Origin of the sequence: Mesorhizobium sp. AR02 (assembly GCF_024746835.1) — a bacterium.
Taxonomy (GTDB): Bacteria; Pseudomonadota; Alphaproteobacteria; order Rhizobiales; family Rhizobiaceae; genus Mesorhizobium.
In genome coordinates, this window is sequence record NZ_CP080531.1 from 5801276 (window position 1) to 5815805 (window position 14530).

Sequence of the window (14530 nt, forward strand, 5' to 3'; positions counted from 1 at the left end):
AGGTCGCTATGTCTTTTTGGAATAGCGGTTTTGCCGAAGAGCTTCTAGTATGGAGATCGGACGCGACCGCGGAGGAGCAAAGATGCCATCGCTGAGCTTGCGGATAAATCTCGATCCGGACGGGCGGATCGGTCCGGGCAAGATCGAACTTCTGGAGCACATCGCCACCTTCGGCTCGATCTCGGCCGCCGCGCGCGGCATGGAGATGTCCTACAAGCACGCCTGGGACCTGGTCGAGGACATGAACCGGGTGTTCGGCAAGCCGCTGGTCGCGGCGCAGACCGGAGGCCGCAAGGGCGGCGGCGCGCAGCTGACGGCCATCGGTCTGGCGGTGGTCAGCCGTTTCCGCGCCATCGAGCGCGCGGCGACGGCCGCGGCAGCGACGCATATGGATGCGCTGCAGGCGGAGATCGATGCGGGCTGAGTGATCGGCGGGAATAGGAGAGGGGCGACCAAAAGGCCACCCCTCGTTCGGTATCATTCCGAGAGCGTGAACGGTGCCGTGTATTTGTCGACATTGTCCTTGGTGATGAGCAGGCAGTCGAACAGCTGCTTCTCGGTGGCGGCGCCGGTCTTGCCGGTCTTGATGAAGGAGTCCGCCTGCTGCACGGCTTTCGCCGAGTAGACGGCCACGGGCTGCAGCACGGTGTATTGCAGGTCGCCGGCCTTGATGGCGGCGACCGCGTCCGGAGAGCCGTCGAAGCCACCGACCTTGATGCTCGACAGCTTTCCAGCCTCTTTCAGCGCCCCGATCGCGCCCAGCGCCATCTCGTCATTGCCGCTGGTCACGCCGATGATGTCGGGATGGGCTTGGAGTAGGCTCTGCATCTTGTCGTGGCCCTGGGTGCGGTCCCAGTTGGCAACCTCCGAGCCGACCTTCTTGAGATCGGGATACTGGCTGATCACGGTCTCGTAGCCGTTTGACCGTGTCGCGGCGTTGTTGTCGGACGGGGCGCCGAGCAGCTCGACATAGTTGCCCTTCTCGCCGATGGCCGTCACCCATTGCTGGCCGCCGAGCGCGGCGCCCTGGGCGTTGTTCGAGACAAGCTGCGCCTTGGCGAGGCCCTCCTGATTGATCTCGGCATTGACGAGGAAGACCGGAATGTTGGCGGCGATCGCCTTCTTCACCGCGCCGATCGAGCCGCTGGCATCGGCCGGGTCAAGGATGATGGCCACGGACTTGTTGGTGATCGCCGTGTCGATCAGCTTGCTCTCGGTGTTGGTGTCGGCCTTGGAGGCGCCAACGGTCGCGGTGTAGCCGAGCTTCTCGGCTTCGGCCTTGGCGACATTGCCTTCGGTGAGCCAGTAGGGGTTGGCGGGATCGATGACGATGACCGAGATGAGGCCACCGGCCGACGCCGCGCTTGCCGCGACGATCGGCGCGGCCAGGGCGAAGGCCGAGAGCATCAGAATTCTGGCACTGCGATACATAGAGTTCCTCCTTTGGTTAGCAATCGCGCCGGTCAACCGGCAGTCTTCTCGAGGGCGGGATCGGCCGTTGTGGCCTTGTCCTTTTGTGGAGAAGTGGGCGAGCCGCCGGCCGGGCTCGGAAGCTTGACGCGGCGGCGATACTGGATGGCGTTGAGCAGCACCGCCAACACGATGACCGCGCCGGTGAACACTGTTTGCCAATATGCGGAGACGCCGATGATCACCAGACCATCGGACAGGAAGCCGATAACAAAGGCGCCGACCAGCGTGCCGCGGATGTTGCCGCGGCCACCGGTAAGGGCTGCACCGCCGATGACGACGGCGGCAATTGCCGTGAGCTCGTATGAGGTGCCGGCGGTCGGGCCCGCCGAGGTCAGTTCGGAGGACAGGATGAGACCGGCCACAGCGGCGCAGATGCCCGAGAGCATATAGACCGAGACCTGCACCTGCTTGACCGGCACGCCGGAGAGTTCGGCGGCGCGTTCGTTGCCGCCGGAAGCATAGAGCCAGCGGCCGAAGGCGGTGCGGTTGAGGATGATGCTGCCGATGATGGCGATGACGGCCATGACCAGCACGCCGATCGGGATGTCGAGCAGGCGGTTGAAGCCCAGCCATTCGAAGCCGGTGTTGCCGAGTTCCGGCTTGCCGCCGAGATCGTTGTAGGTCAGGCCGTTGGTCATCAGCAGCGCTGCGCCGCGCACGACGTAGAGCATGCCGAGCGTGGCGACAAAGGCGGGCACCTTCAGCCAGGCGATGAGAACGCCGTTGACCAGGCCGACCAGCGCGCCGAGCACGCATACCAGCACCGCGACGACCCAGACCGGCGGGTAGAGGATGACGCCGAACGTGGTCAACTGCACGCCCTGCATCAGGAAGCCGGCGATGACGCCGGAGAAGCCCAGCGTCGAGCCGACAGACAGGTCGATGCCGCCATTGAGGATAACCAGCAGCATGCCGACCGCCAGGATGCCGAAGATCGCAACATGCGAGGCCATGGTCAGGAAATTGCCGAGCGAGAAGTAATAGGGAGACAGAAGCGAGAAGACGATGATGATCGCGATCAGCGCGAAGAAGGCGCGGCCCTCCAGCAGAAGCTTGGCCAGGCTGAAGCCGTCGGCCGAAACCCTCGGGGAGCGGCTGCGATCGGGGCTAGCGTCGGTCACGGTGGTGGCTCCTGCATTCTTCATGGTCGGAGACCACGGCCTCGCCGGAAGCTGCCATGATCTCTTCCTTCGTGGCATCGGCGCCGAATTCGGCCGAGATCCTGCCGCGATGCATGACGATGATCCGGTGCGCGATGCTCAGGCATTCGGCGACTTCCGAAGTCGAGAAGATGACGGCGAGCCCACGGGCCGCCCGTTCGCTGAGCAGCCGGAACACCTCCGCCTTGGCGCCGATGTCGATGCCGCGGCTCGGCTCGTCCAGCAGCATGACCTTGGGATTGGTGGTCAGCATCTTGCCGATGACGACCTTTTGCTGGTTGCCGCCGGACAGCGAGCCGATGGGCGCGCTGCCGCCCGCGGTCTTGACGTGCACGTCGCGGATGGAGGCTTCGACCAGCGACCGTTCCTGCGAGCGCGACAACAGCATTCCCCTGACGAAGGCGCCGATGCTGGCGAGCGACAGGTTGGCGCCGACAGACATCGTCTGAACGAGGCCGTCGCGCTGGCGGTCCTCGGGCACCAGCACGAGCCCCCTGGCGATGCGCTCGGCTATGCCGAGGCGGGAGATGTCGTTGCCCCCGAGCAGGATGCGCCCGCCCGATGGCTGCAGGCGCCCGGCGATGCATTCCAGCAGTTCGGTGCGCCCGGCGCCCATCAGTCCGTAGATGCAGACGATCTCGCCGCTGCGCACATCGAGCGACAGCCTGTCGACCACGGACCGTTCCAAACTCGAGGCATCGGCGACGCTGACGTCCTCGACCGACAAGGCGACCTCGCCGAAGGCGTATCCGGTCGGTGGCGAGCCGAGGTCGAAGTTCTCGCCCACCATGTTGCGCACGATCCATTCGAGGTTGATGTGCCTGGCATTGGCCGTCGCGGTGATCGCGCCGTCCCGCAGCACCACGGCGTAGTCGGTGATCTGCAACGCCTCCTCGAGGTGGTGCGAGATGTAGACGATCGAGACGCCGCGGGCGGTCAGGTCGCGGATCACCCTGAACAGCACCTCCACCTCGGTGGCGCTCAGCGCGGAGGTCGGCTCATCCATGATCAGGATGCGCGAATCGACCGAAAGCGCCCGCGCGATCTCGACGATCTGTTGCTGCCCAAGGCGCAGGTCCTGGACCAGCGTCAGCGGATCGATGTCTTCCTCGAGCTCGGCCATCAGCAGCCGGGTCTGGCGGGCCTCCTCGGCGAAATCGATGCCGGTCGCGCCGCGTATTTCCCGGCCCATGAAGATGTTGTCGCGCACGCTGAGATTGGGCGCGAGGCTGAGCTCCTGATGGATGATCGAGATGCCGCGGTCGCGGGCGTCGGAGGCCGAAGAGAAGGTGACGGACTGGCCGTCGAGCTCGATGCTTCCCGATGTTGGCGTGGTCACGCCGGACAGGATCTTCATCAATGTCGACTTGCCGGCGCCGTTCTCGCCGAACAGCGTCGTGACCTTGCCGCGGCGGATGTCGAAATTGACGCCCTTCAGGGCATGCGTGCCGCCATAGGTCTTTACGATGTGGCGGGCCGCGAGCACGGTGTCGCCCGGCGCGGGCTCGAATTCGGGCGCCGCATTCATTGGACGCTCAGCTTCACCGGCGCGACCAGCCAGCCTTTGGGATTGATCAGCTTGAAGACGCCGACGACCGAGATGGTCTTTCCGGCGAGCTGGGTGTTGTCGATGGCCGACAGCACCTGCTTCTTCATCTCGTTGTTCAGGGCCGAGCCCGCGTTCTGATATTCGATCTGGTTGGTGAACTGGCCGAAGGTGATCGCGCCGGTGGCGTCACGCAGATCGGTGCCGTTGATCGCCGGTCCGGTCTGGACGCGAATGACCAGATTGTCCGGCACGTCAGCGACCTTGACGGTGTAGATGCCCGACTTTCCCTCGCCGACGACGCCAGTGAACTTGACCGAGAGTTCGGTGCCGACATTGGCCGGCACGCCATATTGTTTCTCCGCGGCCACCTTGTCCTTGGCGATGGCGGCAGCGAGGGTCGGCGCATCCACGGCGCGCTGCTCCACGGCGGATTGTACGTTTGGAAATTCAGCCTTGCCGAACGCCTCCGGCGAAAACGCGGCCTTGCGGGTGTCTTCGGCCGAGCCGATCGTGACGATCTTGGTGTCGAGGATCATCGCGCCGAGCAGCACCAGGATCGCGAGCGCGACGGCCACCCAGCGGACGCCTGGCGATCCTCGCCGGTTCATCGTGGTGGTTGCTGGCTGCGAACTCATGCTGTGACGACCTGTGCAGTGGCGGCGATGAGAGGTGGCATTTCGTTTTGTCGGCGTGAGGCGCCGCATGAGCCGCTGTGCGGTCGGTCCGCTTGCATCGACCCCTCCCGCAGCGCGCTCCTCCAGCGCAATCGACCATACATCTATGTGAAGTTACCGTCAATAACTGTGATACTTTGCCGATGTTGTAACATTCATGTGACCGCTCGGCTGTTATGAATTGGACAATGCAATTGATTTTGTTGAGTTATTTAAAATCAACAATATCTCACAAACGCTGTGATACGCTTGCTTTCAAGTCCGCCAGGAGGCGTGCCGCGCTCAAGCCAGTTTGGCGTGATCGCTCGTGGTTCGCGGGAGGCGCTCCGGTTGCAACCCCATCAAATTGGTGCCGTTGAGCTGCGTGACAACTTGATCGAGCTCCTCGCTGGTCCTTTGCGGGTTCCAGCCGAGCGCCCGGCCGGCAATCATGGCGACCTGCTGCAAGTCGCTTGTCGTCAGGGAACCGCTGATGGCCAGGGTCGTGCGCCGCATGACGATATCGGCGAGATGCTCGACGAATTCGTTGCGAGCGATGTAGTCGATCTCCGACACGCTGTAGTCGCTCGAGTCCGGCAAGCGGTCCTCATTGCTCGATGCGCTCTGATGGCGGGCTATCCGCGACGCCTCGGTTCCATAGCGCGAGAGCAGCTGGTCGAGGCGGAGCCGGTCGATGCCTGAAGCCGATGCGGCGTTGGCCAGCCAACTGGACCGCGCCACTGTGTCGGTCGGAAAGTCCTTACCGCCGCCGATCGGCATCGAGCGCGTCGTCACCTTGCGGGTGCGGCCTAGACGATCAAGCACGGCGTCGGCGACTTCCTCGGCGAAACCGCGGAACGTCGTCCATTTGCCACCGATCAGCGATATGATCGGGAAGGGGCGCGACGGCTCCGGCTCCGCCACCGGCGCCGAGTGGTCGCGGCTGATCAGGCCGGGAACGGCGGTGTCGGATGCGGGCAGGGGCCTGATGCCGCTATAGGCATAGACGATCTGGTCGCGTTCGAAACGCATGCCCGGCAACAGCGTGCGCACGCTTTCCAACAGATAATCGATCTCCGCCGGCTCGCAGCGAACCGTATCCGGATTGTCGGCGGCAAGATCCGTCGAGCCGACGAGCGCCTTGCCGAGATAGTCGTAGACCAGGCAGATGCGGCCGTCATCGGCTTCGAAATAGAGCATGCGCCCGGCCAGGCTCTGCACCAGCGCGTCGTGCTTCAGCAGGATGTGCGAGCCCTTGGTGCCGCCGATCATCCTCGACGGCGCGCCGAGCGCTGCGTTGACATGGTCGATCCATGGGCCGGCGGCGTTGACGACCAGTCTCGGCCGCAACGAGAACTCGCCGCCGTTCTCGCGCCTGAAGGCCAGCACGCCGTTCGAGGAAGAGACCAGCGCGGTGTAGTTGGCCGCGCTGGAGTTGGGATTGGCCTCCAGCCCGTCGGCGATGAGCTCAAGCACCAGCCGTTCGGGATGTGTGATCTTGGCGTCGTAGTAGGTGCCGGTGGCAACGATCGAGCCGGTCAGCGCTGGCATGTCGCGCAGCGCCTGAGCGCGCCCGACGAGCCGATGGCGCGGCATCACCCGGTGCCGCGAGCCGTAGAAATCATAGATCATCAGGCCGATCTTGATGAGGATCGCGCCACGGTTGCGCGGCGCGCTGGTCGAGCCCAGCAGCGTGCGGAGCGCCGCCCACATGCCCTTGCCCCAGGAGAAGATCGGGATGACCGTCGGCAGCGGTGAGACATAGTGCGGTGCGTTCTTGAGCAGCAGGTTGCGCTCCAGCGTCGATTGCGCCACCAGCCCGAATTCGCCGGTCTCCAGATATTTCAGCCCGCCATGGATCAGCCGGGACGGGGCCGCACTGGTGCCGGAGCCGAAATCCGCCTTGTCGACGATGCAGCAACTGACGCCCTGCGCGCTGAGATCGCGAAACAGGCCGGCGCCATTGATGCCGGCGCCGAGGATGACGACATCGACATCACCGGGGACACCGGTCATTTGCTCGGAGCCGTGATGGCTTTCGGCCGTTGATGTCATGGCCTCGCCGTCTTGACGACGCGCAGCTGTACCCCGGCCTGCTCCAGCTTTTGCGCATGCTTGTCGCTGATGCCGTCGGTGACCAGGACCGCTTCGAAGCTGACCAGGTCGTCGAGCACGTGCAGAGCCACCTTGTCGAACTTGGAATGGTCGACCAGAAGGATGCGCTTGATCGCCGCCGCCATCATCGCCTGCTTGACCCGCACCACGTGCTGATCCTGGATGAAGGCCGTGGTGCCGCTGATCGCCGATGCCGAGCAGATCAAGAGATTGGCGCGCAACCGCGAGATCGCATTCTCGCAGACGATGCCGATATAGGCGTTGTACGTGCGATGGTACTGGCCGCCGAGGCAGATGAAGTCGATGTCGTCGACATTGGTCAGCAAGGCCGCCGTCGACACGCTGTTGGTGATGACGGTCAGCGGCGTGACCTCGAGCAGCAGCGGCGCAACGGCATTGGCCGTGGTCGAATCGTCCAGGATGATCGCCTGGCCGGGCTCGACATAGTCCATCGCAGCGCGGGCCAGCGCGTCCTTCTCCGCCCGCCCAACCGTCACCCGGTAGCGGAAGGCGCTTTCGTAGAGGCCGGATGGCTGCACGGTGACGGCGCCGTGCAGTTTGCGCAGCACGCCTTGATGCGCCAGCTGGTCGATGTGGCGGTGGATGGTCATGCGCGACACGCCGAAATGCTCGACCAGATCGTCGATACGCACCTGGCCGAGCTTTATCACATATTCGGCGATTTCCTCGCGCCGTTCGTCGGCCTTGATCATGCTGTGCCTCCCAATTCCTGCCCTGCAAGGCTTTCGATTTCCGCCCATTTCGGTCTGAGCTGTTCGGCAATGCGGCCATAGACGGAATAGCGCTCGTCAAAGACGGCGCTGCGTGCCGGGTCTGGGCGATATTCGCGGCTCACCGTGCAGGTGGCGCGCGCGCCTTCCTGCGGCGAGGCGAAGAGGCCGACTGCCGCGCCAGCGCAAAGGGCGGCGCCATAGGCGGCCGCCTCGTCGGTCGAGGTGACGATGACCGGCACGTTGAGCACGTCGGCGAACATCTGCGCGAAGGCCGGGTTGCGCGAGCCGCCGCCGGTCAGCCGCACCTCGTGGACGGCAAAGCCGTCGCGCAGGGCTTCGACATGGGTGCGGTGGTTGAAGGCGATGCCTTCCAGAACCGCCTTCAGCATGTCGCCGCGGTCATGCCAGCCGCGCAAGCCGACGAAGCTGGCGCTGGCGGCATTGCCGTAGGGCGAACCGAATAGATAGGGATGGAAGAGCAGGGTCGACGGCTTCTTCAGCGCGGTGTCGATCTCCGTCGCCAGCATCTCGTGGATCGAGCCGCCAGTCTTCTTGGCCTTGTCCTGTTCGGCGCGGCAGAGCGTGTCGAGAAACCAGTCGTAATTCGCCGTCGAAGCCGGCGAGATCGACATGTTGTTCCAGCGGCCGCGGTCGATGGCGTTGCGGCAGAACCAGCGCGGGTCGGTACGCGGCTCTATGGAGACCACTTCGTTGATCGAGTAGGTGCCGGCGACAATGCTGACCACGCCATCCTCGTGGCCGCCGATGCCAAGCGCCGAGGCGGTGACGTCATGCAGGCCGCAAGCAACCGGGGTGCCTTCCGCAAGCCCGGTCAGCGCTGCCGCCTCGGCGGTGGCGTAGCCGACAATGTCGGCCGAATGCGCAGCCGGCGGCAACGCCGCAAAAAGCTCTTCCAGGCCAAAGACGCGCATCGCCTCCGGCGCGTAGGCCTGCGTGCGTACGTCGGTGAACGAGGTGCTCGCCTCGGTCAAGTCAGTGCCGACGGTGCCCGTCAGGCAAAAGCGCAGCCAATCCTTGCAGCCGATGATATGGCCGATCTGGCCGAAACGTTCCGGAGCGTGCTTTTTCAGCCAGCCCAGCATGGCCGATGGTGCCGAAGCGTGCGGGACCTGTCCGGTCAGGGCGAGGGCCTCGGCAAAAACCGAGCCCTTCGCCCATTCATCGACGATCTCGCCGGCGCGGCTGTCGAGCGACAAGATCCCGGGGCCGAGCGGCCGGCGGTTCCTGTCGAGCAGATACAATCCGTCACCATGCGCGGTCGCCGCCACGGCCTTGATGTCGTGAGCCGGCCGGCCGCTCAGAGCGATGGCTTCCCTGATCGCCTCGGCGGTCGCCTGCCACAGGCCCAGCATGTCGCGTTCGACCCAGCGTGGATGTGGCATCGATTGCGGCACGCGGCGCCTGGCCACCGACAGCTGCGAGCCATCGGCATCGAAGATCACCGCCTTCGTCACCGTCAGGCCGTTGTCGATCCCAAGCAGGCTGGACATGATGATCCCGTTCAGCGTGAGCCGGTACGCGTTGCGAATTGGTCCCGGACAAGGGTGGCGCTGAACATCATGGAAATCATCCTCGCCGGGATCCGCCGTTGCCGATTGCGGCCGCCGACGAACAGCGGCGGGATTCGAACCGGCCAACTGATCATACAATTCTGTGAATTTAACGTCAATATGTGTGATATATGCCAGGCGAACGGTTTCCACGAGGCGGAGCTTGATTATCAGACTAGCATAAAAGGCTGTTTTTTCTAGCTCTTGCGAGCCGCAAATCCGTCTCGCCGGTCTTGTTACCCGCTTGCCGTGGCGACTGCAGGGCAGTGGCTAGATATCTTCAGGCTCACCGGGCTTGCACAGCAGATAGGTGTCCATGATCCAGCCCTTTTGCTGGCGGGCTTGCTCACGGACCTTTTCGATCTCTGCGCCGACATCGCCGAGGCGGCCCGAGAGAACAATCTCGTCCGGTGTGCCGAGATAGGCACCCCAATGGATTACGACATCTTGATCGGCAAGTGTGCTGAAGGCGCATTTGCCGTCCAGCATGACGACCGTACTGCCAGCATTGCTGGCCAGACCCTCCTCGGTGAGGCGGCGGCCGGTGGTGACCAGGATGGAATCGCCGATGCGGTTCAGGGCTATTTTATGGCTGGCGGCAAGCGTCTGGATGGCGGTGATGCCGGGGATGACCTCTAGCTCGAAGGCGACATTGCCTCGCAGGCGCACGCGCTCGAGAATACGCAGCGCGCTGTCGTAAAGCGAAGGGTCGCCCCAGATCAGGAAGGCGCCGCAGCCATCTTCCGCAAGCTCGTCGCGGATCAGGGCTTCGTAGATGGCGGCGATGGCTTCGTGCCAGTCGTCGACGGTCGAACGGTAGGACGGCGCCGGCTCGGCGCGCACCGGCACGTCGAATTCGACGCGGCGCGACTTCGGGTTGGTGACGAAGCGGTCGCAGATCTCGCGCCGCAGTTCGGCAAGGTCGTTCTTCTTGGCGCCCTTGTCGGGGATGAACAGCACGTCGGCACGGTTCAGGCCTGATATGGCCTGAACCGTCATGTGGTCGGGGTTGCCGGCGCCTATGCCGATGACGAGAAGCTTGCGCATGGAGCGAACTCCTGCCCGATCGGAACCTGTTAGTCCAGACCGCTGGCGTGTCCAGACCGCTGGCGTGTTCAGACCGTCCGGACGGTCCCGTGAGACGGAAGGGCTTTGAAACGCCACATTGAAACAGCTAGGGTCATCCAGGCATTCCAGCCGAGGGGGCTTCGATGTTGCGATATGTTCTGACTGTGGCGTTGGCGCTTTCGGCCGCGCCGGCACTGGCCAATGACTCGACTGCCGAACTCGGCACCGGTGGCCTCATTCTGTCGCGCAGCGATGCCGTGGCGATGCAAAGCGAGGATCTCTTCATCTCGCCTGAAAAGGTGACGGTCGACTACGTTTTCCACAACAACACCGACAAGGATGTCAGCGCGATCGTCGCCTTTCCGATGCCCGACATTTCGGGCGACCCCGAGGAGATGCCGGCGATCCCGGAAAACCAGAGCGACAATTTCCTCGGCTTCGAGGTGACGATTGACGGCGCGCCGGCAAAGCCTGAGCTCGAGCAGAAGGTGTTCGCCCTCGGCATCGACATCAGCGCCGACCTCAAGGCACAGAATGTGCCGTTCAACCCGTTCGGCGATGCCGCCAAGGCGGCGTTGGCAAAGCTGCCAAAGGCGGTGGCCGACGACTGGGTCAACCGTGGCATCATCATCGAGGATCCGGAAGCAGACGCCGGCCCGAGCACCGCTCCAGCCTATGCACCCTTCTGGCAATTGCGCTCGACCTATTGGTGGCGCTCGACCTTTCCGGCCAACAAGGACGTCCATGTTTCGCACCGCTACAAGCCGAGCGTCGGCGGCACATCCTCGGTCAGCTTCTTCTACGATGGCAAGTTCCAGGGACAATATGCATCGTACAAGACACGCTACTGCATGGATGACACATTCGAGAACGTGGTGCGCAAGGTGGCGAAGGACAATCCGGACGGTTACCCGAAATATTACGAAAGCCGCATCGCCTATATACTGACCACCGGCGGCAACTGGGCAGCGGGTACCATCGGCAAGTTCAAGCTGACCGTCGACAAGGCCAATGCAAAAGCCCTGGTCTCGTTCTGCGGCGACAATGTCAAAAAGGTCGGGCCGACGAGTTTCGAGATGACGGCGAACGATTTCTATCCCGAGCACAACATCGATATCCTGCTGCTCGAACCGTCGGACAGCAATGGCGGGGACGCGAACTGATGCATGTCGCAATCTATGTCGCCATCGCCGAGAACAACGTGATCGGCCGGGATGGCGGACTGCCCTGGCGGCTCTCCACCGACCTCAAGCGCTTCAAGGCCGATACGATGGGCAAGCCCATCATCATGGGCCGCAAGACCTATGAAGGCATTGGCAGGCCGTTGCCGGGCCGGCTGAACATCGTCGTTACCCGCGACAAGACCTGGCGCGCCGAGGGCGTCGAGGTGGCGCATACGCTGGAGGCGGCGATTCAGCTGGCAACGGTGCGCGGACGCTGCATGACCGGCGTCGACGAGGCCTGCATCATCGGCGGCGGCGAGATCTATGCCCAGGCGCTGCCGCTGGCCGATCGGCTGCACGTCACCCATGTGCTGTCCGCCGTCGACGGCGACGCGCATTTCCCGCCGATCGACCCTCAGACATGGCGCGTGGTCAGTTCGCAGGAGGTTCCGGCCGGGGAAAAGGACAGCCACGCAACGCGCTATTCGGTTTACGAGCGGCGCCGCCAGATACTTTGATAGACAAAAGGTGCATTGAAGGACGACAAAGGGTCGCTACCGGCCCAAAACGGATGATGTCGGCGGCGCATCGCGTTGAAAGCGTGCCGTGGCGTCCCTATAGAAGAACAACACTGGATTTGCGCCGTAACTCCGGCGCTTGAGGGAATTCCAAGCGAAAGGACATTCATGCCCTGGAACGACAAGAGTGGCGGAGGCGGCGGCCCGTGGGGCGGCGGCGGCAACAATCAAGGACCCTGGGGGCAGGGGCCGAAGGGGCCAAGCGGTCCGCAGGGGTCGCCTCCCGACCTCGAAGACATCATCCGCCGCGGCCAGGACAGGCTGCGACGCGCGCTGCCCGGTGGCGGCGGTGCCAGTCCGGCCGTGTTCGGGCTGATCGCCGCGGTGCTGGTGGTTCTGTGGGCATTCCAGGCGGTCTATACGGTGCAGCCGGACGAGGTCGCGGTCGAATTGCGCTTCGGCAAGCCGAAGCCCCAACTTTCCCAGCCAGGCCTGCATTTCCACTGGTGGCCGCTTGAAACCGTCGAGACGGCCAAGATTTCCGAGCAGCTCGTCGACATTGGCGGCGGCAACACCAGCGGCAACGGCCTGATGCTGTCGGGCGACCAGAACATCGTCAACGTGCAGTTTTCGGTGGCCTACCAGGTCTCCGATCCCCGCGCCTATCTGTTCGACGTCTCCGACCCGGACGGCATGCTGCGGCAGGTGGCCGAAAGTGCCATGCGCGAAGCCGTCGGCCGCCGGCCGGCACAGGACATCTTCCGCGATGACCGCCAGGGTATAGCGGCGTCGGTGCGCGAAATCATCCAGACAACGCTGGACGGCTACAAGGCCGGCCTCAACATCAACGCCGTCTCGATCGAGGATGCAGCACCGCCACGCGAAGTGGCCGATGCGTTCGACGAAGTGCAGCGTGCCGAGCAGGACGAGGACAAGTTCGTCGAGCAGGCCAACCAGTACTCCAACCAGAAGCTCGGCCAGGCGCGTGGCGAGGCGGCACAGGTCCGCGAAGACGCCGCCGCCTACAAGAACCGTGTGGTGCAGGAAGCCGAAGGTGAGGCCCAGCGCTTCATCTCGGTCTATGACGAATATGTCAAAGCCCCCGATGTCACGCGCAAACGGCTTTATCTGGAAACCATGGAGAAGGTTCTGAAGGACTCGAGCAAGGTCATCGTCGAGCAGGGCAACGGACAAGGCGTCGTGCCCTATCTGCCGCTGCCGGCATTGCAGCCGAAACCGCCGGCTCCGGCCGCACCTGCTGCGAACACGGGAGGTACCCAGTGATGGCCAACCGTCTTCCTGTCTTCGTCGTGATCGCGGCGGTCATCCTGTTCCTGATCTATTCCTCGGTCTTCGTGGTCAATGCCCGCCAGCAGGCGCTGGTGCTGAGGTTCGGCGAGATCGTCGACGTCAAGAGCGAGCCCGGCATCTATTTCAAGGCGCCGTTCTCGTTCTTCGACGCCGATACGGTGCAACTGATCGAGAACAGAGTGCTGCGTTTCGACCTCGACAACATCCGCGTCCAGGTGTCGGGCGGCAAGTTCTATGAAGTCGATGCCTTCATCGCCTATCGCATCTCGGATCCGCGCGTCTTCCGTGCCGCCGTGTCCGGTCAGATCGAACTCGCCGAAGCGCGGCTCAGGACCCGCCTCGATGCGGCCTTGCGCCGTGTCTACGGTCTGCGCGACTTCGAGGCAGCGCTCTCGGAAGAGCGTGCGGTGATGATGCGTGAGGTGCGCGATCAGCTCCGGCCCGACGCCACCTCGCTCGGCTTGCAGATCGAGGATGTCCGCATCCGCCGCACCGACCTCACGGCCGAGGTTTCACAGCAGACCTACGACCGTATGAAGGCGGAACGCCTGGCCGAGGCCGCTCGGCTGCGGGCACGCGGCAACGAAGCGGCACAGCGCATCACGGCACGCGCCGATCGTGAAGTGGTCGAGATCGTCGCTGAAGCGCAGAAGGAGTCCGAGATCCTGCGCGGCGAGGGCGAAGCCCAGCGCAGCGCCACCTTCGCCGGAGCCTATCAGCGCGATCCGGCCTTCTTCGATTTCTACCGGTCGATGAATGCCTACGGCACCGCGCTGGACAACACCGGGACGACCATGGTGCTGTCGCCGAATTCGGAGTTCTTCCGCTTCTTCCGCGATCCGGACGGCAAGGAAGGGCCGGCGAAGCCGACGCCGACGGCTCCCACCGCACCGGCGACGGCACCTGCCGCGCCGACGACACAGCCCAGCACCGGCCAGCAATAGCCGGTGCAGGACTTCTTCGCGGCGATAGGCCTGGTCCTCGTGATCGAGGGCCTGGTCTATGGCGGCTTTCCCAGTTTCGCGAGGAAGCTCGCGGGCGAGGTGCTGTCGATGCCGGAGAATGCATTGCGAATCGCCGGGCTGGTCGCGATTGCCATCGGTGTCGGCATCGTCTGGCTGGTCCGCGGCGGATGAGAGCCACCGGTTTTCGTCTTCGGCATAACGGAGGATTTATCCTCTGCCGGTAGTCGTAGCCGCAAACGTGCCGTATTTT

The 14530-nt window shown here is 63.9% G+C and carries 14 protein-coding genes; 6 read left to right on the top strand and 8 right to left on the bottom strand.

What is annotated here, in order from left to right:
- Positions 1 to 82 precede the first annotated feature (82 nt).
- A complete protein-coding gene (locus tag DBIPINDM_RS32280; protein WP_095202221.1) occupies positions 83 to 424 on the top strand; it encodes a winged helix-turn-helix domain-containing protein in 342 nt (113 codons plus the stop codon).
- A 53-nt stretch (positions 425 to 477) separates the two neighbouring features.
- Here the strand turns inward: DBIPINDM_RS32280 and DBIPINDM_RS32285 are convergent, their stop codons facing one another.
- From DBIPINDM_RS32285 to cobF, 8 genes are all read right to left on the bottom strand, one after another.
- Positions 478 to 1431: a D-ribose ABC transporter substrate-binding protein gene (locus tag DBIPINDM_RS32285; protein WP_258582994.1), complete on the bottom strand. Its 954-nt coding sequence runs from the start codon at positions 1429 to 1431 to the stop codon at positions 478 to 480.
- Positions 1432 to 1463: 32 nt separating this feature from the next.
- Entirely contained in the window at positions 1464 to 2618 is a 1155-nt protein-coding gene (locus tag DBIPINDM_RS32290; RefSeq protein WP_258582995.1) for an ABC transporter permease, read from the bottom strand.
- Positions 2581 to 4161: a sugar ABC transporter ATP-binding protein gene (locus DBIPINDM_RS32295; RefSeq protein ID WP_258582996.1), complete on the bottom strand. Its 1581-nt coding sequence runs from the start codon at positions 4159 to 4161 to the stop codon at positions 2581 to 2583. The genes DBIPINDM_RS32290 and DBIPINDM_RS32295 overlap by 38 nt, the downstream gene beginning before the upstream one ends.
- Positions 4158 to 4817 carry a DUF2291 family protein gene (locus tag DBIPINDM_RS32300; protein ID WP_258582997.1) on the bottom strand — a complete coding sequence of 220 codons (660 nt, stop codon included), beginning with the start codon at positions 4815 to 4817 and terminating at the stop codon, positions 4158 to 4160. Before DBIPINDM_RS32300 ends, DBIPINDM_RS32295 begins: the two co-directional genes overlap by 4 nt.
- A gap of 321 nt (positions 4818 to 5138) precedes the next feature.
- Complete coding sequence (locus tag DBIPINDM_RS32305; protein WP_258582998.1) at positions 5139 to 6890, bottom strand: glycerol-3-phosphate dehydrogenase/oxidase; 1752 nt, start codon at positions 6888 to 6890, stop codon at positions 5139 to 5141.
- Positions 6887 to 7663 carry a DeoR/GlpR family DNA-binding transcription regulator gene (locus DBIPINDM_RS32310; RefSeq protein WP_258582999.1) on the bottom strand — a complete coding sequence of 259 codons (777 nt, stop codon included), beginning with the start codon at positions 7661 to 7663 and terminating at the stop codon, positions 6887 to 6889. Before DBIPINDM_RS32310 ends, DBIPINDM_RS32305 begins: the two co-directional genes overlap by 4 nt.
- Positions 7660 to 9195 (bottom strand): FGGY-family carbohydrate kinase, encoded by a 1536-nt coding sequence (locus DBIPINDM_RS32315; RefSeq protein ID WP_258583000.1) that lies wholly within the window; start codon positions 9193 to 9195, stop codon positions 7660 to 7662. The genes DBIPINDM_RS32310 and DBIPINDM_RS32315 overlap by 4 nt, the downstream gene beginning before the upstream one ends.
- Positions 9196 to 9525: 330 nt before the next feature.
- The gene (cobF, locus tag DBIPINDM_RS32320) at positions 9526 to 10302 is read right to left on the bottom strand and encodes a precorrin-6A synthase (deacetylating) (protein ID WP_258583001.1); all 777 of its coding nucleotides are present in this window, start codon (positions 10300 to 10302) and stop codon (positions 9526 to 9528) included.
- A gap of 164 nt (positions 10303 to 10466) precedes the next feature.
- Between cobF and DBIPINDM_RS32325 the strand changes: the two genes are divergently transcribed.
- The 5 genes from DBIPINDM_RS32325 to DBIPINDM_RS32345 all read left to right on the top strand — a co-directional run bounded on the left by DBIPINDM_RS32325 (position 10467) and on the right by DBIPINDM_RS32345 (position 14451).
- Positions 10467 to 11486, top strand: coding sequence for a DUF4424 domain-containing protein (locus tag DBIPINDM_RS32325; protein WP_258583002.1), 1020 nt, complete (start codon positions 10467 to 10469; stop codon positions 11484 to 11486).
- Positions 11486 to 12004: a dihydrofolate reductase gene (locus DBIPINDM_RS32330; protein ID WP_258583003.1), complete on the top strand. Its 519-nt coding sequence runs from the start codon at positions 11486 to 11488 to the stop codon at positions 12002 to 12004. The genes DBIPINDM_RS32325 and DBIPINDM_RS32330 overlap by 1 nt, the downstream gene beginning before the upstream one ends.
- Positions 12005 to 12172: 168 nt before the next feature.
- Complete coding sequence (gene hflK / locus DBIPINDM_RS32335) at positions 12173 to 13288, top strand: FtsH protease activity modulator HflK (protein WP_258583004.1); 1116 nt, start codon at positions 12173 to 12175, stop codon at positions 13286 to 13288.
- Complete coding sequence (hflC, locus tag DBIPINDM_RS32340) at positions 13288 to 14259, top strand: protease modulator HflC (protein ID WP_258583005.1); 972 nt, start codon at positions 13288 to 13290, stop codon at positions 14257 to 14259. The genes hflK and hflC overlap by 1 nt, the downstream gene beginning before the upstream one ends.
- Positions 14260 to 14262: 3 nt before the next feature.
- Positions 14263 to 14451 (top strand): DUF2065 domain-containing protein, encoded by a 189-nt coding sequence (locus DBIPINDM_RS32345; protein ID WP_140889426.1) that lies wholly within the window; start codon positions 14263 to 14265, stop codon positions 14449 to 14451.
- Positions 14452 to 14530: the final 79 nt, after the last annotated feature.

What these genes read in the sequence shown, in the direction of transcription:
- DBIPINDM_RS32325 (WP_258583002.1), top strand. Translation starts at nt 10,467, where the DNA reads ATGTTGCGATATGTTCTGACTGTGGCGTTGGCGCTTTCGGCCGCGCCG.
- hflK (WP_258583004.1), top strand. Translation starts at nt 12,173, where the DNA reads ATGCCCTGGAACGACAAGAGTGGCGGAGGCGGCGGCCCGTGGGGCGGC.
- DBIPINDM_RS32280 (WP_095202221.1), top strand. Translation starts at nt 83, where the DNA reads ATGCCATCGCTGAGCTTGCGGATAAATCTCGATCCGGACGGGCGGATC.
- DBIPINDM_RS32330 (WP_258583003.1), top strand. Translation starts at nt 11,486, where the DNA reads ATGCATGTCGCAATCTATGTCGCCATCGCCGAGAACAACGTGATCGGC.
- DBIPINDM_RS32300 (WP_258582997.1), bottom strand. Translation starts at nt 4,817, where the DNA reads ATGAGTTCGCAGCCAGCAACCACCACGATGAACCGGCGAGGATCGCCA.
- DBIPINDM_RS32290 (WP_258582995.1), bottom strand. Translation starts at nt 2,618, where the DNA reads ATGAAGAATGCAGGAGCCACCACCGTGACCGACGCTAGCCCCGATCGC.
- hflC (WP_258583005.1), top strand. Translation starts at nt 13,288, where the DNA reads ATGGCCAACCGTCTTCCTGTCTTCGTCGTGATCGCGGCGGTCATCCTG.
- DBIPINDM_RS32295 (WP_258582996.1), bottom strand. Translation starts at nt 4,161, where the DNA reads ATGAATGCGGCGCCCGAATTCGAGCCCGCGCCGGGCGACACCGTGCTC.
- DBIPINDM_RS32315 (WP_258583000.1), bottom strand. Translation starts at nt 9,195, where the DNA reads ATGTCCAGCCTGCTTGGGATCGACAACGGCCTGACGGTGACGAAGGCG.
- DBIPINDM_RS32285 (WP_258582994.1), bottom strand. Translation starts at nt 1,431, where the DNA reads ATGTATCGCAGTGCCAGAATTCTGATGCTCTCGGCCTTCGCCCTGGCC.
- DBIPINDM_RS32310 (WP_258582999.1), bottom strand. Translation starts at nt 7,663, where the DNA reads ATGATCAAGGCCGACGAACGGCGCGAGGAAATCGCCGAATATGTGATA.
- cobF (WP_258583001.1), bottom strand. Translation starts at nt 10,302, where the DNA reads ATGCGCAAGCTTCTCGTCATCGGCATAGGCGCCGGCAACCCCGACCAC.
- DBIPINDM_RS32305 (WP_258582998.1), bottom strand. Translation starts at nt 6,890, where the DNA reads ATGACATCAACGGCCGAAAGCCATCACGGCTCCGAGCAAATGACCGGT.